Origin of the sequence: Ensifer adhaerens, from assembly GCF_002007205.1 — a bacterium.
Classification (GTDB): Bacteria; Pseudomonadota; Alphaproteobacteria; order Rhizobiales; family Rhizobiaceae; genus Ensifer; species Ensifer adhaerens_D.
The window spans coordinates 317,891-339,773 of sequence record NZ_LAZS01000008.1 but is presented as its reverse complement, the minus strand read 5'-3'; the positions used below and the strand labels follow the sequence as shown (position 1 = coordinate 339,773).

20 protein-coding genes are annotated in these 21,883 nt (G+C 63.6%); 8 read left to right on the top strand and 12 right to left on the bottom strand.

Features of this window, described 5'->3' with window-relative positions; all coding sequences use genetic code 11:
* Window positions 1-6: 6 nt before the first annotated feature.
* The 8 genes from XB14_RS19850 to XB14_RS19815 all read right to left on the bottom strand — a co-directional run bounded on the left by XB14_RS19850 (window position 7) and on the right by XB14_RS19815 (window position 8,412).
* Window positions 7-981, bottom strand: a complete 975-nt coding sequence (locus tag XB14_RS19850; protein WP_077963314.1) for an ABC transporter ATP-binding protein — start codon at window positions 979-981, stop codon at window positions 7-9.
* Complete coding sequence (locus tag XB14_RS19845; RefSeq protein WP_077963313.1) at window positions 978-1,994, bottom strand: ABC transporter ATP-binding protein; 1,017 nt, start codon at window positions 1,992-1,994, stop codon at window positions 978-980. The genes XB14_RS19850 and XB14_RS19845 overlap by 4 nt, the downstream gene beginning before the upstream one ends.
* A complete protein-coding gene (locus tag XB14_RS19840) occupies window positions 1,991-2,851 on the bottom strand; it encodes an ABC transporter permease (protein WP_077963312.1) in 861 nt (286 codons plus the stop codon). The genes XB14_RS19845 and XB14_RS19840 overlap by 4 nt, the downstream gene beginning before the upstream one ends.
* Window positions 2,851-3,801: an ABC transporter permease gene (locus XB14_RS19835; protein WP_077963311.1), complete on the bottom strand. Its 951-nt coding sequence runs from the start codon at window positions 3,799-3,801 to the stop codon at window positions 2,851-2,853. The genes XB14_RS19840 and XB14_RS19835 overlap by 1 nt, the downstream gene beginning before the upstream one ends.
* Window positions 3,802-3,941: 140 nt before the next feature.
* Window positions 3,942-5,417 (bottom strand): ABC transporter substrate-binding protein, encoded by a 1,476-nt coding sequence (locus XB14_RS19830; protein ID WP_077963310.1) that lies wholly within the window; start codon window positions 5,415-5,417, stop codon window positions 3,942-3,944.
* Window positions 5,418-5,473: 56 nt separating this feature from the next.
* Complete coding sequence (locus tag XB14_RS19825; protein ID WP_077963309.1) at window positions 5,474-6,220, bottom strand: glucose 1-dehydrogenase; 747 nt, start codon at window positions 6,218-6,220, stop codon at window positions 5,474-5,476.
* A 66-nt stretch (window positions 6,221-6,286) separates the two neighbouring features.
* Window positions 6,287-7,732 carry an aldehyde dehydrogenase family protein gene (locus XB14_RS19820; protein WP_077963308.1) on the bottom strand — a complete coding sequence of 482 codons (1,446 nt, stop codon included), beginning with the start codon at window positions 7,730-7,732 and terminating at the stop codon, window positions 6,287-6,289.
* Entirely contained in the window at window positions 7,729-8,412 is a 684-nt protein-coding gene (locus tag XB14_RS19815) for a GntR family transcriptional regulator (protein WP_077963307.1), read from the bottom strand. The genes XB14_RS19820 and XB14_RS19815 overlap by 4 nt, the downstream gene beginning before the upstream one ends.
* A gap of 311 nt (window positions 8,413-8,723) precedes the next feature.
* On the opposite strand from XB14_RS19815, the gene XB14_RS19810 reads away from it, so the two are divergent.
* A complete protein-coding gene (locus tag XB14_RS19810; RefSeq protein WP_419178605.1) occupies window positions 8,724-11,261 on the top strand; it encodes an autotransporter outer membrane beta-barrel domain-containing protein in 2,538 nt (845 codons plus the stop codon).
* A 165-nt stretch (window positions 11,262-11,426) separates the two neighbouring features.
* Complete coding sequence (locus tag XB14_RS19805; RefSeq protein WP_077963305.1) at window positions 11,427-11,807, top strand: DUF427 domain-containing protein; 381 nt, start codon at window positions 11,427-11,429, stop codon at window positions 11,805-11,807.
* A gap of 104 nt (window positions 11,808-11,911) precedes the next feature.
* Here XB14_RS19805 and XB14_RS19800 read toward each other — a convergent pair whose 3' ends face one another.
* On the bottom strand, window positions 11,912-12,823 hold the full coding sequence (locus XB14_RS19800; protein WP_077963304.1) for a LysR family transcriptional regulator: 912 nt from the start codon (window positions 12,821-12,823) through the stop codon (window positions 11,912-11,914).
* 91 nt (window positions 12,824-12,914) lie between these two features.
* Here XB14_RS19800 and XB14_RS19795 point away from each other — a divergent pair, with 91 nt between their 5' ends.
* Complete coding sequence (locus tag XB14_RS19795) at window positions 12,915-13,874, top strand: MBL fold metallo-hydrolase (RefSeq protein WP_077963303.1); 960 nt, start codon at window positions 12,915-12,917, stop codon at window positions 13,872-13,874.
* A 21-nt stretch (window positions 13,875-13,895) separates the two neighbouring features.
* Here XB14_RS19795 and XB14_RS19790 read toward each other — a convergent pair whose 3' ends face one another.
* Window positions 13,896-15,191: an adenylate/guanylate cyclase domain-containing protein gene (locus XB14_RS19790; RefSeq protein WP_077963302.1), complete on the bottom strand. Its 1,296-nt coding sequence runs from the start codon at window positions 15,189-15,191 to the stop codon at window positions 13,896-13,898.
* 167 nt (window positions 15,192-15,358) lie between these two features.
* Window positions 15,359-15,928, bottom strand: a complete 570-nt coding sequence (locus tag XB14_RS19785) for a helix-turn-helix domain-containing protein (protein WP_077963301.1) — start codon at window positions 15,926-15,928, stop codon at window positions 15,359-15,361.
* Between the two features lie 194 nt (window positions 15,929-16,122).
* On the opposite strand from XB14_RS19785, the gene XB14_RS19780 reads away from it, so the two are divergent.
* Window positions 16,123-17,256, top strand: coding sequence for an aminotransferase (locus tag XB14_RS19780; RefSeq protein ID WP_077963300.1), 1,134 nt, complete (start codon window positions 16,123-16,125; stop codon window positions 17,254-17,256).
* Window positions 17,257-17,267: 11 nt separating this feature from the next.
* Here the strand turns inward: XB14_RS19780 and XB14_RS19775 are convergent, their stop codons facing one another.
* A complete protein-coding gene (locus XB14_RS19775; RefSeq protein ID WP_077963299.1) occupies window positions 17,268-17,993 on the bottom strand; it encodes a glutathione S-transferase in 726 nt (241 codons plus the stop codon).
* A 160-nt stretch (window positions 17,994-18,153) separates the two neighbouring features.
* Between XB14_RS19775 and XB14_RS19770 the strand changes: the two genes are divergently transcribed.
* From XB14_RS19770 to XB14_RS19755, 4 genes are all read left to right on the top strand, one after another.
* Window positions 18,154-19,155, top strand: a complete 1,002-nt coding sequence (locus XB14_RS19770) for a LacI family DNA-binding transcriptional regulator (RefSeq protein ID WP_077963298.1) — start codon at window positions 18,154-18,156, stop codon at window positions 19,153-19,155.
* 148 nt (window positions 19,156-19,303) lie between these two features.
* Window positions 19,304-20,338, top strand: coding sequence for a sterol desaturase family protein (locus tag XB14_RS19765; RefSeq protein WP_077963297.1), 1,035 nt, complete (start codon window positions 19,304-19,306; stop codon window positions 20,336-20,338).
* An 8-nt stretch (window positions 20,339-20,346) separates the two neighbouring features.
* Entirely contained in the window at window positions 20,347-20,658 is a 312-nt protein-coding gene (locus tag XB14_RS19760) for a MocE family 2Fe-2S type ferredoxin (protein WP_077963514.1), read from the top strand.
* A gap of 81 nt (window positions 20,659-20,739) precedes the next feature.
* The gene (locus tag XB14_RS19755) at window positions 20,740-21,684 is read left to right on the top strand and encodes a substrate-binding domain-containing protein (protein WP_077963296.1); all 945 of its coding nucleotides are present in this window, start codon (window positions 20,740-20,742) and stop codon (window positions 21,682-21,684) included.
* The last annotated feature ends 199 nt before the right edge of the window (window positions 21,685-21,883 follow it).

The window sequence follows — 21,883 nt, the reverse complement described above, 5'->3', positions numbered from 1 at the left end:
CACTTCCTAGGCAAAATGGCAGCGGGCGGACCAGGCCGGCGTCACCGGCTTGGCCTCAGGCGTTCGGGTCAGACAGATCTCCTGCCTGCGGGGACAGACGGCAGCATAGGCGCAGCCGGCTGCGGTCGTTGCGGTATGGACGGGCGTTTGCGGCGGCCCAGCGGAGCGCACCCGCTTGCGCCGTCCGGAAAACGGTTTCGGCACGGCAGCGACCAGCGCCTGAGTATAGGGATGGCGCGGGTTGTCGAAGACCTCGGCCGTCGGTCCTTCCTCGACGATGCGGCCGAGATGCATGACCGCAACCCGGTCGGTGATGGCGCGCACGACGCCGAGATCGTGGCTGATGAAGAGATAGGAGAGCCCAAGCTTTTCCTGCAGGTCCATCATCAGGTTCAGCACCTGCGCCTGGATCGAGACATCGAGCGCGGACACCGGCTCGTCGGCGACGATCAGCGCCGGCCGAGTGATGAGCGCCCGCGCGATGGCGATGCGCTGGCGCTGGCCGCCGGAGAACTCGTGCGGGTATTTCTCCGCCGACGCCAGCGGCAGGCCGACCGCCTCCAGCACCTCGGCGATGCGCCGTTCACGCTCCGCCGTGCTGGTGCCACGTTCCAGCGAGACGATCGGCTCGGAGATGATCGTGCGGACCGTGTGGCGCGGATCGAGCGAGCCGTAGGGATCCTGGAAGATTGCCTGGAAGCCCTTGCGCGCCTCGCGCAGGTCCGAGCGGTCGAGCGCGTAGATGTTCCTGCCGGCGATATTGACCTCACCCGATTGCGGCCGCTCCAATCCCATCACCGCGCGGGCCAGCGTGGATTTGCCGGAACCGCTTTCGCCGACGATGCCGAGGCTCTGGCCAGCGGCAAGTTCGACGCTGACGCCATGCAGCACGCGCAGGCGGCTGTGTTTCGAGAAGATCGACGGGCGCGGCAGGTCGTATTCGCGCACCAGGTCGGTGGTTTTGAGGATCACCTCGCTCACAGTGCCACCATCCTTTCGCGCGGATGAAAGCAGGCGGCGCGATGCTCGACGTTTTCATCGGTATTGATCAGGTCCAGCGCCGGGATCGCCTGTCTGCAATCCGTCTGCACAAAGGCGCAACGCTCGGCGAAGGAACAGTGCGGCGGCCGGCCAAAGGGATCGGGAACAATGCCCGGAATGGCATTCAATCGTGGCCGCCCTTCACCCGTCGGGCGTGGCGCGAGCGCTGCACCATGCGGCGAGGCGGCAAAGAGACCCCGCGCATAGGGATGCGCCATGCGGGCGAAGACGTCGTCCGTGCGCCCGGTCTCGATGATGCGCCCGGCATACATGACGGCGATGCGATCGGTCATTTCGGAGACGACGCCGAGATCGTGGGTGATCAGCATCAGCGCCGTGCCGGTGTCTTCAATCAATTCGTCGAGCAGGTCGAGGATCTGCGCTTGCACCGTAACGTCCAGCGCCGTCGTCGGCTCGTCGGCAATGAGAAGATCCGGCTCACAGGCGATCGCCATGGCGATCATCACGCGCTGGCGCTGGCCGCCGGAGAGCTGGTGCGGGTAGAGGTCGAGGTCGAAGCGCGGCGCCGGCAGGCCGACGCGGTCGAGCAGCGCACGCGCTTTCTTCTCCGCATCGGCTTTCGTTTCGCCGAGATGCAGCCGCCGTCCCTCGGCGATCTGCGCGCCGATCGATTTGACCGGATTGAGCGCCGTCATCGGCTCCTGGAAGATCATCGCCATGCGCCGGCCGCGATAGCCGCAATAGTCGGCTTCGCCCAAGGCCGCGAGATTGCGGCCGTCGAAGGAAAGTTCGCCGCGCACCCGCATGCGCTGCGGAAGCAGGCCCATGACGGCAAGTGCTGTCATCGACTTGCCGCTGCCGGATTCGCCGACGATCCCGAGGCGCTCGCCGCGATTGAGCTTAAGATCGATGTCGCAGACGATATCGACCTGGCTTTTGCCTGCGGAGAGTTCGACCGACATGCCGGCCATGTGAAGCAAGGGTTTCGTCATCGTTGCCGCCTCACGCGCGGGTCGAGAATATCGCGCAGGCCGTCGCCGAGCAGGTTGAGGCCGAGCACGGCGAAGGTGATCGCCAGTCCGGGGAAGATCGCGAGCCAGGGCGCCTGATAGATGAAGGTCTGGGCGTCGTTCAGCATCTTGCCCCAGCTCGGCATCGGCGGCTGGGTGCCGAGACCGACATAGGAGAGGCCGGCTTCGGCGACGATTGCGAGCGCAAACTGGATCGTCACCTGGACGAGCAGCACGTGGTTGATATTGGGCAGGATATGCAGAAGCGTGATTGTCACGTCACCGCGGCCGGCACAGCGGGCGGCCTGCACATATTCGCGTTTCCACAGACCCATCGAGGCGCCGCGGGTGACGCGGGCAAAGACCGGGATGTTGAAGATGCCGATCGCGATCATCGCATTGGTCGCGCCCGGGCCGAAGATCGCGGTGATGATGACAGCAGTCAGCAGTGCAGGGAAAGCGAAGGCAAGGTCGCTCATGCGCATGACGAGACCGTCGACCCATCCGCCGCGGGCGGCTGCCCAGGCGCCGAGCGGCACGCCGATGCCGGCGCCGACCAGCACCGCGACGATCGAGACGCTGATCGAGTTGCGGGCGCCGACCATGATCATCGACAGGATGTCGCGGCCGAAGTTGTCGGTGCCGAACCAATGGGCGAGGCTCGGTCCCTGCAGCTTGTCGCGGAAGTTCATCGCCGTCGGCGAATAGGGCGTCCAGACATAGGAGACGAGCGCCATCGCCACGAGGATGACGGTGACGGTGGCGCCGATCGTCAGATTTCGGCTGCCGATAAGCTTGGAGATGAGGCTGGGTTGCGCGGCGGTTGCAGGAGCGGACATCAGTGGCCTCCCCTCGACAGGCGCGGATCCAGATAGCCGTAGACCAGATCGACGAGGAAATTGATGGTGATGACGGAGGCGGCAAGCAGGGTCACCAGCGTCTGCACCGTCACGAGATCGCGCTGCGCGATCGCCTGGAAGACGAGGCGGCCGATGCCCGGCAGGTTGAAGACGTTCTCGATGATGATCGTGCCGGCAAGCAGGAAGGAAAATTGCAGGCCGATAATCGTGACGACCGGAATGAGCGCATTGGGCACCGCATGTTTCCAGAGAGCGCCCGAGCGGCTAAGCCCCTTGGCGCGGGCGGTACGGATGAAGTCCTCGCCGAGCGTTTCGATGACGGCCGAGCGGGTGACGCGACCGAGAATGGCCGCAAGCGGCAGCCCGAGCGCGAGCGCTGGCAGGATGAGCGAATGCAGGCCGTTCCAGATGCCGCTTTCCCAGCCGGCAAAGCCGGAGGCCGGGAACCAGGCGAGCTTCAGCGCGAAGAGCAGAATGAAGAGAAGCGCCAGCCAGAAGTTAGGGATGGCGACGCCGACCTGGGCGATGCCCATGACGACGGTGTCGCCGGCCTTGCCGCGGTTGGCGGCGGCATAGACGCCGATCGCGATGGCGACGACGACGGAGATTGCCATGGAGAGCAGCGCCAGCGGCAGCGTCACCAGGATGCGTGGGCCGAGCAGTTCGCGGATCGGCACGGAATAGGTAAGGCTCATGCCGAAATCGCCGACGAAGAAGCCGCCGATCCAGTGGAGGTAGCGGATCCAGATCGGCTGATCGAGGCCGAGCTGCCGGTGCAGCGCCGCGATCGCATCGGCGTCGGCATTCATGCCGAGCATCAGCACGGCCGGGTCGCCCGGCAGCACCTGCATCAGCAGAAAGACGATGACTGAGGCGACCAGCGTCGTCAGAACGAGCGACACGAGGCGACCGCCAATGAAGGAAATCACATCAACCTCCCGGAAAGAGCGAGCGTTGACCGGCGCCGGGTGCGTCAATCAACGGCAGATCTGCGTCCGCTCCCTCAGAAAGGAGCGGATGCCAGAACGGGGTGCGGTCTTCCGCCCGCATCCCGCTCAATGAAAGTCGATCAGTTTTCCCAATAGGTCTGGGTCTGGTCGTCGGCCGGCACCGGCATGTTCTTCCAGAGACCCTTCACCTTCTTGTTCCAGACGCCGATCTTCGGCAGCGCGTAGAGGAAGACGTTCGGTTCGTCCGCTGCCAGCTTGCGCTGGAGCTGGCCGATCAGGTCCATCTGCTCGGCTTCGGTCGCAGCCAGCGTGTAGGACTTGTAGAGCGCCTTGTATTCCGGGTTCTGGTAGTTGAAGTAGTACTTGTCGCGCGCATAGATATCGAGGTCGCGAGCTTCCGCATGGGCGATGATCGTCGCGTCGAAGTTCGAGTTCTTGAAGACCTGATCCAGCCATTGTGCGAACTCGATCGGAACGAGGTTCACCTTGACGCCGACTTCGCTGAGCATCGCCGCGATGATCTCACCACCACGCCGCGCATAGGCCGGCGGCGGCAGCATGATGGTGATTTCGAGGTTCTGAACGCCCGCTTCCTGCAGCAGTTGCTGCGCCTTGCCCGGATCGTAAGGGTAGGCGTCGTTGAGATCGACATAACCGGGCTCGACCGGCGAATAATGCGAGCCGATCGTCGTACCGAAGCCCGAGTAAGTGCCCTCGACCAGCGCCTTGCGGTCGATCGCATGCGCCAGCGCCTGGCGGACGCGCACGTCGTCGAAGGGCTTCTTCGCGTTGTTGAGCGCGAGAACGACCTTGCCCGAGGTGCTGCCGACCTCGACCTGCAGGTTCGGGTCGCTCTGGAACTGGCTGACGAGCTCGGCCGCCTGGAACATCGGGAAGGCATCGACATTGCCGGCGAGAACGGCGGCCGCTGCAGCCGACGGGTCGCTGATGAACTTGAAGGTCACTTCGCTGAGCTTGGCCGGTTCACCCCAATAGTCGGCGTTCTTTTCAAGCACGACCTTGTCGCCCTTCGCCCACTCCTTGAACTTGAACGGGCCGGTGCCGACGGGCTTGGTCTTGTTGTCCGCCGCAGAAGACGGCGCGATCATGACCGCATCGCCCCAGGCCATGTTGAAGAGGAAATTCGAGGCCGGGCGCTTCAGCGTCACGACCGCGGTTGCCGGATCCGGGCATTCGGTCTTTTCGATCGGCTCGAACAGGCCCTTCTGCGCATTGGTGGAATCGGCCGAGACGGCGCGCTCATAGGAGAACTTGACGACCGAGCAATCGAAAGCGGTGCCGTCATGGAACTTGACGCCCTGGCGGAGCTTGAAGCTGTAGGTCTTCTGGTCGTCGGAGATCGTCCAGCTCTCGGCGAGCAGCGGCTTCACCGTGCCGTCTTCGACCACGCGGACGAGGCCTTCGAAAAGGTTGCCGTAGGTGATGTAGCGGATCGGTGCTGCGGCACCGGCGGTCGGGTCGAGGCCCGGAGGCTCGAGCACCTGGCCGACGGTGATCGTATCCTTGGCCATCGCCGGCGTCAGCGACGCGGCGATGAAGCACGAGGCAAGCGCCAGTTTCGTCAAGTTCATCATGGTTCCCCCGCTTTGCGGTTTGGTTGTTTATGGTCCCAGAAATCAGGTCGAAATAATCAGATCGAGCGTCCGCCGTCGACGTCGAGCGCCACGCCGGTGATCATCGATGCCTGCGGCGAGGCGACGAAGAAGGCGGCCTCCGCAAGGTCTTCCGGCTTCAACAGGCGTCCGAGCGGAATGGAATCGCGGAACTTCTTGCGGATTTCCTCGGTGTCCTCGCCCATGAAGGTGGTCAGCAGCGGCGTTTCGCCGGCGACCGGATTGAGCGCGACAACGCGGATGTTGAAGGGCGCAAGCTCGATCGCCAGCGCCTTGGTGGCGGAGACCACCCAGCCCTTGGTCGCGTTGTACCAGGCCAGATTCGGCCGCGGACGGTTGGCGCCGGTCGACGCGATGTTGACGATCACGCCCGCCTCGTTTTCCTTCATGTGCGGCAGCAGCGCCCGCGTCATCAGATAGACACCGCGCACATTGACGCCGAGGATGCGGTCGAACTCGTCTGGCTCGACCAGTTCGGCGTTCTGCGGCTTGTGGCCGATGCCGGCATTGTTGATCAGAATATCGACGCGCCCGAATTTTTCGAGGCCGGCGGCAACGGCCGCTTCAACGTCTGCTTCTTTGGCGATATCGGCGACAACCGCAAACGCGTTGCCGCCGAGCGACTTGGCAACACGCTCGGCGCCGGTGGCATCACGATCGACGACGATGACCTTGGCGCCGCCCTCGACGAAGCGCTTCGCAATGCCCTCGCCGAAGCCCGAGCCTGCGCCGGTGATGAGAGCGACTTTACCTTCTAGTGACACGTGTTTCTCCTCAGGCAATCATGGCTGGAGGGGGATGGGGCGGAGACCGTCCACTCTCATCCCGCTCTAGCCGTGGTAGACAGAAATGGTTTTCATGCTGGCGAAGCCGTAGAGGGCTTCAAAACCCTTCTCGCGGCCATGGCCGGATTTCTTCACGCCGCCGAAGGGCAGCTCGACGCCGCCGCCGGCACCGTAGTTGTTGATGAAGACCTGGCCGGCGTGGACGGCGCGCGCCAGACGCAACTGCCGGCCGCCGTCTTTGGTCCAGACGCCGCAGACGAGGCCATAGGCGGTGCCGTTGGCGAGGCGCACAGCTTCGTCTTCGCCGTCAAACGGCATGATCACCTGCACCGGCCCGAAGATCTCTTCCTGCACCGTGCGGTGTTGGTGCGGCACGTCGCGCAAAAGCGTAGGGGCGACATAGGCACCGCCGGCCGGTGCGTCAGCGACGATCTCGCCCTGCGCCGCGACCTTCAGGCCGTCCTGCGCAGCATCGTCGAGGAAACCCTCGACGATCGCCTTCTGCCGCTGCGAGACGACCGGACCAACCGAGAGATCGCTACCTGCCGGGCCGACCTTCAGCGCGCGGTAACGCTCGCTCATCCGCGCAACCACCTCTTCGTAGACGGCGCGCTCGACGAGGATGCGCGACGAGGCCGAGCAGGTCTGGCCGGCATTCTGGATGCCGGCATTGACGAGGAAGGGAACGGCGCGGTCGAGGTCGGCATCGGCAAAGACGATCTGCGCCGACTTGCCGCCGAGTTCGAGCGTCACCGGTACCGCGTTTTTCGCCGCTGCCGCTTGCACCATTTCGCCTGTGCGGACCGAACCGGTAAACGAGATGTGGTTGACGTCAGGGTGCTCGGAAAGGGCAGCACCCGCCTCCGAGCCGAAACCGGTGACGATGTTGAGCGCGCCCGCTGGCAAGCCTTCTTCCTCAGCGATGCGGGCAAATTCGAGGATGGTGAGGCAAGCCTCTTCGGCCGGCTTGACCACGGCGGCATTGCCCATGGCAAGGGCCGCGCCCAGGCTGCGGCCGAGGATCTGCATCGGGTAGTTCCAGGGGATGATATGGCCCGTCACCCCATGTGGCTCGTAGACGGTCAGCACGGTGAAGCCGTTCTGATAGGGGATGGTGTCGCCATGCACCTTGTCGGCGGCGCCGCCATAGAATTCGAGATAGCGCGCAAGCGCCACGACATCGGCGCGCGCTTGGGTCAGCGGCTTGCCGACATCGCGCGCTTCGAGCTCCGTCAAGAGGTCGATATTGCGCAGCACGCCCGCCGAAATCCGGGTCAGCACCCGGCCGCGCTCGGTCGGCGTCATGCGCCCCCACTCGCCGGAGAGCGCTGCGCGTGCCGAACGCACGGCGAGATCAATATCGTCCCGGGCTCCCTTGGCGATGCGTGCGAATTCCTGGCCATTGGAGGGATCCCTGACGGCAATGAACTCGCCGTTCGTTGCGTCCTGCCACTTGTTCGCGATGAAATTCCCGTAGCTCTTCACTGTCATGCCTCTTTGTCAGTCCCGCGCTCTTCAAGCAGCGCCTTCAATCTCATGGCCGTCGCGTTGATGTGGGCGCGGGCCAGTTTCTCCGATTCATCAAGGTTCCGTGCGGCGATCGCCTCGACGATCAGCCCGTGTTCGGCGACGGCCGTGCTCGCCCGCTCGCTCGAAAGCGAAAAGGCCGGCGCAAAGACCTGCGAGGTCATGCGCAACAGTGGCCCGAGCGCCGCCAGCGACACATTGCGCGAGGCGCTGACGATCGCCTCGTGAAAGACGACGTTGGATTGGGTATAGGCGCCCGGATCCCAGTTTTCGACGATCTTGCGCTGGCGCTCGACCTGCTTTGCCAGATCCTTGATTTCGGCAGACGTCGCGCGCTCCGCGGCGTTGCGTGCGGCCACGCCATCCATCGCCTCGCGCACCGCATAGGCGTCGAGCAGTTTCGGCAGGTCGGCCGTCGCCACGCGCACGCCGCTGCCAGGCTTGTTGACCACCAGCCCGTCACGCTCGAGCACCCGCAAGGCCTCGCGCAGCGGCGTGCGGCTGATGCCGAACTCGGCGGCGATCTTCTCCTGCCGGAGCGTCGCGCCGGGGGCGTAGACGCCGGCATAGATGCGTTCGCGAAGCGCCTGTGCCACTTCGTCGAGCAGCCGCGATTGGCTTCGCCATTTAAAGGATTGGTTCATCGATCCCTCCCAAGATCGAGGCAAATTGTATCCAGGATACAGGTGTTGTCAATCGGTCAGGATGTGAATGCCGCTAGGCAGGATGGTCTGTGTTGCTCAGCGAGACGCAGGGGCACCGACGCCCGCCTTGCGCCATGTCTTGGCACGGACCCCAAAATTTGACGGTTGTCAGGTTGCGCCACCCATGGCTGAAATCGGCAACCGGGGATGGGAAGCCGCGTGCTTGGTTCTACCGGCGGGCATTGCACGGAGGGGATACGGTGCATTACGAGGCCACAGGGGACGAATCCGCCTTCACATCTGCGCGCTGTTTGGCAGTCGCGGGATTTCTCTCGACCCGGCAACTCGCCCTGCTGGCGTCGACGGCGGCGGGCCTCTGTCTTCAGACCCTGCCGGCTATAGCTGCCTGCAGCTTCGCACCGACCGCGGGCGGCGATTTCTACATATGCGACAGCGGCACTTCGGCCGGATTTACCGACCTTGGCGGTAACAACACGCTGACGCTGCCTGCCGGCGGCACTGGAACCATCACCAGCGGCATAACCTTCGGCGCCGGTGTCGACACCGTCGAGATCCACAGTGGAACGATCAGCGCCAATCTTCAGCAGGGCGACGGCAGGGACAGCTTCACCATGACCGGTGGTACGCTGCAATCGCTGAACCAGGGCACGGGCCTAGACACGTTTTTCATGTCGGGCGGCCATATCGTTGATTTCTTCGACGACGGCGACAGTGCGGTCATGACCGGTGGGCGCATCGGCCGCGTCAACATGCTGCTCGACGACAACCTGTTCGACATGTCGGGCGGCGTGATCGACAACAACCTGGCTGCGGGCTTCGGCAACGACACGATCATTCTCTCGGGTGGCAGGATCGGCGGCAATATCAGCGTTAGCGGCGGCACCGACAGCGTGACCGTGACCGGCGGTTCTGTCGGCGGCAATGTGCTGATGAGCTTCGGGACGGATAGGTTCACGTGGGACGGCGGCGGCACCATCGATGGCAGCATTGACCTCGGCGCCGACAACGACACCGCGACGCTTCGCAATCTGACCGGCGCCAACCTCGCCGGGACCGACACACTGACCGGAGGCCTCGGCATCGACCGGCTGACGTTGGAAAACCTAGAGACCGGCGGCGTGGCACGGATGCAAAGCTGGGAAAACATCGATGCCAATGCTGGCACGGTGCTGACCTTCGACGGCAATCTGACCCTCGGCGACACCGGCACGGGAACCGGAACGCTCACTGTCGATGTCTCCAGCACCCTTCGCGGCGGCGGCATCAACGCAGCGATTTCGGCAGCCACGGCCGGCCAGTTCGTCACGGTCAACAACGGCGGCACCATCGATCTATCGGACGCCGGCGCAAGCGCCAGCGACCGTTTTACGATCAATGGCAACTACACCGGCAATGCTGGTCTGCTGGTGCTCGATACCGTGCTTGGCGACGACACCTCCGCCTCTGATCGCCTGGTCTTATCCGGCGGCACGGCGGCGGGCACCACGGCCATCAGCGTCGTCAACGCCGGCGGTGCCGGTGCCGACACGCTTGCGAACGGCATCATGGTCGTCGAGTTCGCCAATGGCGCGACGTCGGCGGCAAGCGCTTTTGCGCTCAATGGCAGGGTTGCCGCCGGCGCGCACGAGTATCTGCTCTACAAGGGTGGCGTGACGGCCGGTTCGCAAGAGAACTTTTATCTGCGTTCGACACTCGTGGTCGTGCCGACGCCGACAACGCCGCCGCCCGAGATCGTGCCGCCGGTCGTCGAACCGGAAATCGTCATCCTTCCACCGGGGCCCGGTGTGGCGCCTCCGTCCGAGGGGGCGACGCCGGTCGAGCCCGAGATTGTCATTGTCGACATCGGCGGCGTGCCGACCGCAGTCGAAGTGGTGCCGCTCTATCGCGTCGAAGTGCCGACCTATTCCGCCATCCCGCCGATTGCAGAACATCTGGCGCTTTCGAGCCTGGGCACCTTCCACGAGCGACGCGGCGAGCAATCGCTGCTCGACGGAGCCGGCGCTTTGACGGCGAGCTGGGGTCGTGTTTTCGGCCAGAAGACGGAACTGGACTGGCAGGGAACCGTCGATCCCAGCTTCGACGGCAATCTGGTCGGCTTCCAGGTCGGCCAGGATCTTTTCGGCTGGGACACCGAGGGCGGTCATCACGACCGCGTCGGCGTGTTCTTCAGCCACGCACGGGCCGATGGCGATGTCACCGGGCAGGCGGTCGGCTGGAACAATCTCCACGTCGGCGAGATCGATGTCAGGGCCAACAGTTTGGGCGCTTACTGGACCCATGTCGGCCCCGGCGGCTGGTATCTCGACGCCGTACTCATGGGTAGCTGGTTTGACGGCGACGCCCGCTCTATCGGCGGCAGCGGTGTTGAGGTCGAGGGCACGGGCGTCACCGCCTCGCTCGAAGGCGGGTATCCGATCGCGCTCGGGGACACCTGGACGCTGGAGCCGCAGGCGCAGATCATCTGGCAGTATCTGTCGCTTGACGATCAGCGCGATGCGTTCTCGACCGTCAAGTTTGACAGCGACGACGCGGTGACCGGACGGCTGGGCTTCCGCCTGCAAGGCGAAGCGATCGCCGAGACGACAACCTTCCGGCCATACCTGAAGGCCAACCTCTGGCACCGATTCGACGCAGACCAGCGGGTGACGTTCGGCAGCGATGCGATCGTCACCCAAGGGGGCGGAACAACACTGGAACTCGGCGGCGGCCTGATCGCCGATCTGTCCGAATCGACAAGCCTCTATGCGACGGCCGACTACACGACCAATCTCGGCGGTGAAAAGGTCGACGTGCTCGAAGGCAACATCGGTCTTCGGGTGAAGTGGTGACCCTGCGCAAATCGGCGTTGGCCGGCGCACATACTTTGGTGCCCAAGACCTGACGGCTTGCCGAGCCAAACGAAGAATGCGTTGGTGACACGAGACGCGAGCGGTTGGAAATCGACGGCGCGGCAACCATCTAGAGTTCAGCAGTTTTTTTGGAGGCGGTCGCCCATGTCAGACAAACCGATCAAGATCCCCGGCCCCGATCATCCGATCACCATCGAGAAAAACCCGGCGCGTGTCGTCGTCATGCTTGGCGGACGCGTCGTTGCCGACACCCGCAATGCGCTCGCTTTGCGCGAGGCGTTCTACCCGGCGGTGCAGTATATTCCGCGTGAAGATGTCGACATGTCGTTGCTTCAGCGCACCGACCACTCGTCCCACTGCCCCTACAAGGGCGACGCTTCCTATTTCAGCATCCTGTCCGGAGGCGAGCGGTCGAAAAACGCCGTCTGGACTTACGAGGACCCGCACGCGGCGGTCGCCGCCATCAAGGATCGACTGGCGTTCTATCCGGATCGGGTGGATTCGATCGAAGAGATCCGGCCCTAGGCATCGGACTTTCAGGTGACCAACTGAGCGGAAGATGCTCTGGTTTCGAAGCGCTGGAGCGTCCTTCGTGCGTTCACGAGAACGCACGACCCCTCGTCGCAAGGTTACTCGCCGCGAACGCGAAACATCTCGCGTACCGCCTTCAGGAATTCCGTCACTTTCGGCAACTCGCTGAGTTGCTGATGGAAGAGATAGTAGACATCGGTGGGCGGCCCGGACCATTCGGGAAGAACCGGAACGAGCCGGCCGGTGGCGACGCCGGCGGCAGCAAGCGCGTCGCTCAGCATGCCGATGCCGACGCACGCGGCGATCAGCCGTTCACCGATCGCCGGATCGTCGACGACGATCGACGGCGGGCGCTCGAGCGTAAAGTGCCTGTTGCCGTCCGACAGCACCCAATGGGCGAGCTCCCGTCGCATGCGCGTCCGGTGGGCGACGAGCGCGACATGCATGAGGTCCTCGGGCGAGGACAGCGCCAATCCTGCGCAATAGGCGGGAGCGGCATAGAGGCGCTGCTCGATCGTTCCGATCTTGCGGTAGATCATCTCGCTGTCGACCGGCTTTCCCATCCGGAGCGCCACGTCCACACTTTCGCCGATCATATCGACGTTGTGATGGGTGGTGTGCAGGTCGACCAGAACCTCCGGGCAAAGCTCGGCATAGCGCTTCAGGATCGGTGGCAGGAAAGTGCAGGCAAAGGCCACAGACGTGGCGATCCGCAAGCGTCCGCGCGCCGTACCGTTGGCCGGTCCGAAACCGGCAATGCCGCGGTCGATGAGCTCCACCGCCCCACCGATCTGTTCCAGCAGATGTTTGCCCGCCTCGGTGAGCGAGACACGACGCGTCGAGCGCAACAGGAGCGCGACACCGAGCGCGGTCTCAAGCTCCTGCAGCCGCCGGCTGACCGTGCTTGGCGGGAGGTGGAGGCGAAGCGCCGCTGAGGAAAAGCTTTCGGCACGGGCAACCTCGAGGAAAATCCTGAGGCTGTTGAGATCGGCAGATAGAGGAGATTTCATGCGTTTCCGGAACAATCACTTCCATGCCGACAGGATAATCGACGGAGAGTTGAATTGATAGGTTCCTCGCATCCAATCGAAGGAGCCGATCATGACCACCCGCAGACAAGCCCTTGGCCTTCTCGCCGCCACCGCCCTGTTGCCGCTGGCGCCGCGGTTCGCCTTTTCCGCCGCCCCGTTCTCGACCGTTGCCAATGCCGGCTACTACCGCTTCCGTTTCGGAAAGTTCGAAGTCACGGCGCTGTCGGACGGCACGTTGGCGCTGCCGATGGCCAAGATCTATCAGAACGAGCCGGAGGGCGAATTGCAGCGCAGGCTCGACGAGGCCTTCCTCGGCAAGGAACCGCATTTGTCGATCAATGCCTATCTGGTCAACGACGGCGAGCGGCTGGTGCTGATCGACGCGGGATCGGGCGCCTTGCTCGGTGCTGCCGCCGGCAAGCTCTCGAGGCATCTTACCGCCTCCGGCTACCGGGCCGATCAGGTCGATGCCGTGATCCTGACCCACGTGCACGCCGACCACTCCGGCGGCCTGACCGTCGATGGCAAGCCGCAGTTTCCGAATGCGGAAATCCACCTCGCCGATCGCGAGTATCGCTACTGGATCGAGCGCCAGGGCGTGACAACCATGACCGAGGCGCAGAAGACCGATTTCCAGCGGGCGCAGGATGCCCTTGCCCCCTATATCGAGGCCGGGAAGGTGAAGCGTTTCGCAGACAATGCGAACGTGTTGCCGGGCTTCGGGTCGATTCTGCGGGCCGGACATACGCCCGGACATTCATGCATCGTGCTGAAAACGGATGACGGCCAGCGTCTTGTCTTCTGGGGCGACATCATCCATGGCGATCACGTCCAGTTCGACGCGCCCGACGTCTTCGTCAGCTTCGACGTCGACGGCACGGCGGCGGCCAAGACCCGCGCCGTCGTGTTGGCGGATGCGGCTGATGGGCGCTACCTCATTGCCGGCGCACACCTGCCGTTTCCCGGCATCGGTCACGTCGCCCGCGACGAGACGCTTTATCGCTTCGTTCCCTGGAACTACGTCGAATAGGCGCTGCTCCAGAAAGGCCGCTTACCGATAGGCATAGGCGTCGATGGTCTCGCTGCGTCCGCGCAGGCGCAGGCCCTCGTGCCTGGACCAGCGGTCTGCGCCTGGGCCGCCGATTTTCGCGTCGTCGAAGGCTGTGGCCGAGACCACGACCGATGCATTGAGATGGCGGGATTCGGCCTGCAGTCGCTGGCCGACATTGACGGCGTCGCCGATCACGGTGAATTCGTAGCGCTGGTCGCCGAGAAGCCCGACAAAGACCTCGCCGACATGCACGCCGATGCCAACTTCCACCGGCTGCTCGCCGTTTGCCTGGCGTTCCAGGCTCCATGTGTCGATGGTGGCGGCAAGCGCAGTTGCCGCCTTGATGGCATTGCCGGCATCGCCCGGGGCGGGCGAAGGCAGGCCGAAGATCGCCAAGAGACCGTCGCCGATGAACTTGTCGATGACGCCGCCATGGGCGGTGATCGCCTGCTCGGCCCGGGTGCGGAACGCGTTGAGAAGCGTGACGACCTCAGACGGGTCGAGCGTCTCCGACAGGGTGGTAAAGCCGCGGATGTCGGCAAAGAGCACGCAGACCCTCTGGCGGATGCCATTGCGCAGCGTGTCGACATTGCTGGAGAGCACATAGCGGTTGATCTCAGCCGAATTGAACCGTTCGAGCACGGCCCTTTCCCTCGCGGTGCGGATCGCCAGCATCAGCGTCTTGCGGGCCCGCGACGCTGCCAGCGCCATCGCCAGGCCCGTCAGGAGCACGATCGCCAGCCGCGTGACGTTGGAGCCATCTGAAAACAGCAGTTGCAGGCGCGGATCGATCGCGAAGCCAGCCTCGTTCGCGGACGACGGCCACCAGATGAGCAGGCTGATCGCGAGCCCGAGAAGAACCGTCTGCACGAGGAGCCGCCAGGCGTTGAGCCCGAGCGACGTGACGGCTAGCAGCAAGAATGCGCCCCAGGGCGACACCAGCGCTGAGCGCATGCCCGCGGGAAGGTTCTCCAGCCACGGGCCGAACCAGCCAATGCCGAACAGCAAAAGGGCATCGGCACAAACCCCGAGCCAGGGCAGGATCCTGGGAAAGACGGATGCGCGCGCCAGAAAGGCACTAAGCGCAGAGATCGCCACGTTTGCGATGGCGATCATTGCAACCCAATCATTCCATCGCCCGATGACGATCGAAAGCACCAGCATCAGGGCGGCGATCGCGAGCGAAAAGGCGAGCCGCGCATTGGCGGCGAAGCGTTCAGCCTCGCGCTCGGCATCGAACAGCACGCGACCGTCCTGGCTGCTCCAGCCATCCGGCGGTTCAACCTTCAAGAGCATGCAGATCCCCCTCGCCAAGACGGGTGCATCCTTCCATTCGGGCTGCCTTGAATCAAGCGCAGTACAGGCCCGCTGTACGCAATCGATGAACTGTCATCTTCACGTTGCCGTGTGTGCTCCGGGGTTGCATCGTCGGGCAGGGCGCTGGATAGCCGGCGACCGTCGGCTCAGGAAATGACGTTGCGGACGAACCGCGCCACAGCGTCGCCTTCGTTGACATAGGAATAAGTCTGGGCCGAGCTATAGACGGCGAAAGTGCCGCTGACATAGCGCCTGCGTTCACCCGAGAGCTCCAGCGTCAGGGCGCCTTCCGTCACGAACAGCATCTCATGCCAGCCCTGCGGATCGGGCTCGGCGTCGTAGCGTTCACCGGGGGCAAGCGACCAGAACCACATCTGGGTTTCGGACGTCGCCGGGGTGGACGCAAGCAGCCGCGCTTCGCTTTCCGCTTGGCTGCCACGCCAGGTCACCGCGTCGATGTTGTCGCGAGATTGGCGCGACGGGTCTCTGACGAGATCGACGAAACCGACATTCATGGCTGCCGCGAGCCTGTCGAGGCTCGAGAGGCTGATATTGGCGTCGCCACCTTCTACCGCCACGATCATGCGCCGGCTGATGCCGGATGCCTTTGCCAGTGCCGCCTGGCTCAAGCCCGATGCCAGGCGGACCCGCTTCAGATTTTCGGCCACGTGCGACAAAACGTCGGATCGATCTTGACTGTGCAATATATTGCTCATAGCATCCTTCTACACGGATCGACCACCAAATGAAACGGCCTTCTTACCGGGCCTCCGTCGGCGGCGGAGGCTGCTGCGGAGCCGTGTCGGCATCATCGGTTCATGTCACAGCAAACGGCAATTCTCAACGAGCGTGCCCCGCATGGCGCTGGCATGCTCGAAACCTGCCTCAAGTTTTCGAAAGGACGTACGCCATGAAAATCCGCGACTTCGGCGTCGAGATCTGGATGAACCGCTACGAGAACCATTGCGAATGGAACCTCGCCGAAACCTGCGTCGAATCGCTGACCGTGGCGGAACTCCTCGACTTGGCGGGCAAGACGGACACGATCCTTTCCGAACTGCTGCCGCTGAAGCTGACCTATGGCGCGATCGAGGGGTCCGAGCGGCTGCGCGGCCTGATCGCAGGCCTCTACGAGAAGCAGACGATCGACAATGTCGTCACCACCCATGGCGCAATCGGCGCCAACGCGCTGGTTCACGAGACGCTGGTCGAACCGGGCGACCGGGTGATTTCGGTGCTGCCGACCTACCAGCAGCATTATTCGATCCCCGAGAGCTATGGCGCCGATACGCAGATCCTGCGCCTGACGGAAGCAACGGGCTTCCTGCCCGATCTGGAAGAGTTGCAGCGCCTCGCCACGTCAGGCACCAAGCTGATCGCCATCAACAATCCCAACAACCCGACCGGTGCGCTGATGGATCGTGCCTATCTCGAAAGGATTGTCGCGATCGCGCGCGCCTCGGGCGCCTGGATCCTCTGCGATGAGGTGTATCGCGGTACGGATCAGCAGGGCGACGGACTGACCGCGTCGATCGCCGATCTCTACGAAAAGGGCATCAGCACCGGCAGCATGTCGAAGAGCTTTTCGCTCGCAGGCCTCAGGCTCGGCTGGATCGTCGCGCCGCCGGAATTGATCCGGGCCGTTTCGGTTCATCGCGATTACAACACCATCAGCGTCGGCATGCTCGACGATCACTTCGCGGCAATCGCACTGGAGAACAAGGACAAGATTCTCGCCCGCAGCCAGCGCATCACGCGACGCAACCTCGCCATCCTCTCGGACTGGGTGGAGAGCGAACCGCTGATCTCCTGGGTCAGGCCACAGTCGGGCACGACGGCGCTTCTGAAATACGACCTGCCTGTTACCTCCGAGGGTTTCTGCCTGCAACTGCTCCAGCGCACCGGCGTGATGTTCACGCCGGGCAGTGCGATGGATATGGAGGGCTACCTCCGGATCGGCTACGCCAACAATGAGGGCATCCTGCGCGAGGGGCTGAAGCGCGTCTCCGCGTTCTTGCGGGAGCAACAGGCAGCCGCCGCCTGAGGGAGTTCCCGTCAGGGCTCGATATCCAGTTCCGGGTAACGGCGGAAGATACCGTCCTCGTTGAAGGCCAGCCGTCGCGGCGAAGCGAGGTAGGCGGCTATGTTGGGCCGGGTTTTCACCGAGGCATGCAGTTTCATGAGCTTGGGGTATTGCCGCTCATAGTGCCGCATCGCCTTGGCAAAGGCATAGCGCAGCCCCTCAATCACCTGGAACAGCGATAGGTCGACATAGGTGACAGCGTTGCCGACTGCATGGCCGCCGCCATCAGGGTTTTGCCCAAGCACCCGGTCGAAATAACCGAGAAATTTCGGCATGCGGTTGCCAACGAATTCGGCTGCGCGGGCCTTCGCTTCCTCTTTCTGGTCTTCGTAATATTTCGAAGTCGCGATCGGATGGTGCGTGTCATGCACTTCGGCGATGAAGTCGGTAACGGTGAGCTGAAGGCCGTTGGCGAACCAGCGCAGCGCCTCACCGTCAGGCGCAAGGCCGAGCCTGGGGCCGAGGTAGAAGAGGATGTTGGCCACATGCGAGATGATCTGGTCGCCATCTCTCAGAAAGGGCGGTGCAAAGGGCACGTGCGCCTCGGTGGCGCTTTCCATCAGCTTCAGCATCTCACCGGTGCCGCGGCCCGGCGCGCGCGTGACATCGACATAATCGGCGCCGGCGTCTTCGAGTGCCAGCCGGACAAATTCACCGCGCCCCTGGATGCCGTCCCAGTAGTACAATTCATAGGCCATGATGCCTCGATCCCGTTCTCGATATCCGGTTGATATAGGTGCCGCGGCAGCGGCGGCGAGGGGAGGCCCTGACTTCGACGCGTGCTCTGTCGAACAGGGCTCGTCCCATGCTAAGCCGCTATGAACACGTGTCGTCGGTCGATGGCGGGAGTAAGTCTGGGTGGGCAAGCCGAACTATCGCGACATTGCGGAACTCGCAGGCGTCGGAACCGCGACGGTCGAGCGGGTTTTGAACGGGCGCGGCGGCGTCCGCCCGGAACTGGTCGAAAAAGTGGTCGTCGCAGCGCGCACGCTCGCCTATCCGCGAACGCTTCCCGAGGCCCATCGCGGGCTGCTGCGCATCGACGTGCTGATGGTGCGTCCGGAGACGACCTTCTATCGCCGCCTGTCCCAGGCGTTCCAGCGCATCGCCGAGACGCTGGATCCGCTCGTCGTCGTGCATCGCAGTTTTACCGAGGAAATGAAGCCGGAGGAGATCGCCAGGCGCATCCATTCAACGGAGGTCAGTCGCGCCGGATTGATCCTCGCCGTGCCCAACCATCCGCTGATCAGCGCCGCCGTCGAAGCCGTGATCGCGCGCGGCGTGCCGGTGGTCCATGTCGTGACAAGGGCCTCGCACGACCTGGGCGAGTTCGTCGGCATCGACAATCACGCGGCGGGTCGGACAGCGGCACTCTTCATCGCGCGCATGGCACGCCAGGCAGGCCCCGTCGTCGCCCTCTGCCACCCGATCTACCAGGTCCATCGCGATCGCCTCGCCGGCTTCTCGGACTACTTCGACGCCCATCCCGGCGAATGCCGGTTCGAGTGGCTGGGCTTTACCCGTGACGAGGAACACTACGGGGCGGAAGCGTTGCGATCCGCGCTTGAGATGTATCCTGACATGGCCGGGCTCTACAATGCCGGCGGCGCCAACGCGGCCCTGATCGATGTGCTTCGCCGACATCCGCGCGGCAAGCAGATCTTCTTCGTCGGCCATGAACTGACCGACTATACGCGCAAGGCGCTTGCCGACGGCATCATGGATGTCGTGCTCGACCAGGCGCCGGAGGCTCAGGCCCGTCGCGCGCTTGATCTGACGCTGCGTCGCATCGGTCTCGCGGAAATGGAGCCGGACACCGCGCCCATTCGCTTCATCACCATCACCATCGAAAGCCTTTGATCTGATTTGATCAAAGAAGGCGTCGTCGTTCCGACCGCCTCCTGCTAGATTTTTGTCAAGAAGGAGACACGGATCCGAGGCAACCGGACAGCATTCTTCTTCGTCGGAATTTGGCGGGGCGCACGCGGTCCGCCGGGAGGAGAGCGCCATGGACGACCTGAAGTATGGAACCCGCAACAAGCGCGGCGACTGGGCGCCGAACGAGCCGATCGAAACGGCGCCGCTGTTTGCCTTTCCGCCAAAACTGCTGGCGCTCATCAAGTGGCTGCCGCACTATTTCTTTCCGTGGAACGCGATCTTTGCGGCTTCCGCCGTCGCCTATTGGGCCTGGGTGATCCCGCCGGTCGAGACGATGCAGAGGTTGAGCTTCGGCTGGATCGCCTGGCTCTACGTCGTGAACGCGGTCTGCGTCTTCCTCTTTTACGGCGCCTTCGAACTGCATCTCTATGTGCTGAAGCGACAGGAGACCCGCTTCAAGTACAATGGCAAGTTTCCCGCCGAGCAGAAGAGCAAGGCTTTCTGGTTCGAAAGCCAGAACCTCGACAACATCCTGCGCACGTTCCTCTCAGGCGTGACCATCTGGACCGCCGTCGAGATCGCCATGCTCTTCGCCTATGCCAATGGCTATGCGCCGTGGCTCACCTTTGCGGACAATCCCTGGACGCTTGCTCTGGTCGCACTCGTCGTGCCCGTCATTCACGAGTTCCACTTCTTCTGCATCCACCGGCTCATCCACACGCCGCTGCTCTACAAGTGGGTGCATTCGGTCCACCACAATTCGGTGAACCCGTCGCCGTGGTCGTCGCTGTCGATGCACCCGGTCGAGCACCTGCTCTACTTCGGCACCGCTTTCTATCACCTGATCCTGCCGTCCAACCCGATCCTGATGCTCTACCAGCTTCACTATGCGGGGTTCGGTGCCATTCCCGGTCATGTCGGCTTCGACAAGGTCGAGGTCGGCGAAGAGACCCTGGTCGATAGCCATGCCTATGCGCATTACCTGCACCACAAGTATTTCGAGGTGAACTACGGCGACGCCCTGATCCCGCTCGATCGCTGGTTCGGCACATGGCACGACGGCTCCAAGGAGGGCGAGGCGCGGATGCAGGAACGGTACCGCAAGCGCAAGGAAAAACTCGCTAGCCGCAAGGCACGCAACACGATCGGGGAGGCAGCCGAATGAGCAACGTGATCACCTGGGTTCCAGCCTGCAAGCTGGACGACATCGAACAGGAAGGGGCGATCCGCTTCGACCATGGCGGCCGAACCTATGCGATCTACCGCGGCCCCGACGACAGTGTTTATTGCACCGCCGGCCTCTGCACTCATGAAGCCATCCATCTCGCCGATGGGCTGGTCATGGACTACGAGGTGGAATGTCCCAAGCATTCCGGCGCCTTCGACTACCGCACCGGCGAAGCCATCAGGCTGCCGGCCTGCGAAAACCTGAAGACCTATCCCGCCGAAATCGTCGACGGGGAGGTTCGTGTGGCGCTCGGCTAAGGCCACCCACGCAAGCATTGACCAGGCCCGCGGGGCCTCCGGAATGCGATCGGGTGATCCGGCACCCATCGGGAGGAAATCATGAAAGCCATGTACCTGGCGGCAGCGCTTGCCGCCTTGATGGGAAGTGCTGCCTCGGCGGAGACGATCGGCGTCTCGATGCAGAGCTTCGACAACAACTTCCAGACGCTGCTTCGCGAAGGCATCAGCGCGAGGGCATCGGAGGCCGGCGGCGTCAATGTCCAGATCGAGGACGCCCAGACCGACATTTCCAAGCAGCTCAACCAGGTCAACAACTTCATCGCGTCCGGCGTCGACGCGATCATCACGACGCTCGCCGATACCTCGGCCGCCCCCGGCATCAGCGAGGCGGCGGAGAAGGCCGGTATCCCGCTCGTCTATCTCAACCTTGAGCCCGACAATGTCGCCAGCCTGCCGCAAAGGCAGGCCTATGTCGGCAGCCGGGAAACGGACTCCGGCAAGCTGGGCGCGGAAGCTGCCTGTTCGCTGCTGAAGGAAAAGGGCAAGGCCGCTAATGCGCAGGTCTATATCCTGATGGGCGACCTCGCTCACCAGGCCTCGCGCGATCGCACCTCGTCCTTCAAGGAGACGCTGGCTGCCGGCGACTGCAAAGGTGCAACGATCACCGACGAACAGTCGGCTGCCTGGACCCGCACCAACGCGATGGACCTCACCACCAACTGGATCACGGCCGGTCGCCCGATCGACGTGGTCTTCGCCAACAACGACGAAATGGCGATCGGCGCCATCCAGGCGCTGAAAGCCGCCGGCGTGTCGATGGACGACGTGATCGTCGTCGGTATCGATGCGACGCAGGATGGCCTTGCCGCCATGGCCGCCGGTGATCTCGACGCGACGGTGTTCCAGAACGCCAAGGGCCAGTCGGCAAGCGCGCTCGATGCCGCCGTTGCGCTGGCGCGCGGCAAGGCCGTCGAGCGGGAAGTGATGGTTCCTTTCGAGCTCGTCACGCCTGAGAATATGGCCGACTACACGACGCGCAACTGATCCTGCGTGGGGCCTTTGTTCGTAGCCGAGTAAAGGACAAAAACATGCAGGAATTCAACGTTCTACAGCGACCGTAGCGCGTCTGATCTGACGCGCGGCGCTGGGGGCCGGCGCATTTCTCCTGCCTGCGCCGGCCACCTTTTTCCTTAAGCGGGATGAGGAAAAGTGCGTGCGGTTTTCCGCCCGCATCCCGTTCCAC

Bases quoted from the DNA above. Each gene is read 5' to 3' on its own strand.
- XB14_RS19805 (WP_077963305.1), top strand. From the start codon at position 11,427: ATGTCAGACAAACCGATCAAGATCCCCGGCCCCGATCATCCGATCACC.
- XB14_RS19765 (WP_077963297.1), top strand. From the start codon at position 19,304: ATGGACGACCTGAAGTATGGAACCCGCAACAAGCGCGGCGACTGGGCG.
- XB14_RS19820 (WP_077963308.1), bottom strand. From the start codon at position 7,732: ATGACAGTGAAGAGCTACGGGAATTTCATCGCGAACAAGTGGCAGGAC.
- XB14_RS19795 (WP_077963303.1), top strand. From the start codon at position 12,915: ATGACCACCCGCAGACAAGCCCTTGGCCTTCTCGCCGCCACCGCCCTG.
- XB14_RS19775 (WP_077963299.1), bottom strand. From the start codon at position 17,993: ATGGCCTATGAATTGTACTACTGGGACGGCATCCAGGGGCGCGGTGAA.
- XB14_RS19790 (WP_077963302.1), bottom strand. From the start codon at position 15,191: ATGCTCTTGAAGGTTGAACCGCCGGATGGCTGGAGCAGCCAGGACGGT.
- XB14_RS19830 (WP_077963310.1), bottom strand. From the start codon at position 5,417: ATGATGAACTTGACGAAACTGGCGCTTGCCTCGTGCTTCATCGCCGCG.
- XB14_RS19845 (WP_077963313.1), bottom strand. From the start codon at position 1,994: ATGACGAAACCCTTGCTTCACATGGCCGGCATGTCGGTCGAACTCTCC.
- XB14_RS19755 (WP_077963296.1), top strand. From the start codon at position 20,740: ATGAAAGCCATGTACCTGGCGGCAGCGCTTGCCGCCTTGATGGGAAGT.
- XB14_RS19800 (WP_077963304.1), bottom strand. From the start codon at position 12,823: ATGAAATCTCCTCTATCTGCCGATCTCAACAGCCTCAGGATTTTCCTC.
- XB14_RS19780 (WP_077963300.1), top strand. From the start codon at position 16,123: ATGAAAATCCGCGACTTCGGCGTCGAGATCTGGATGAACCGCTACGAG.
- XB14_RS19815 (WP_077963307.1), bottom strand. From the start codon at position 8,412: ATGAACCAATCCTTTAAATGGCGAAGCCAATCGCGGCTGCTCGACGAA.
- XB14_RS19785 (WP_077963301.1), bottom strand. From the start codon at position 15,928: ATGAGCAATATATTGCACAGTCAAGATCGATCCGACGTTTTGTCGCAC.
- XB14_RS19840 (WP_077963312.1), bottom strand. From the start codon at position 2,851: ATGTCCGCTCCTGCAACCGCCGCGCAACCCAGCCTCATCTCCAAGCTT.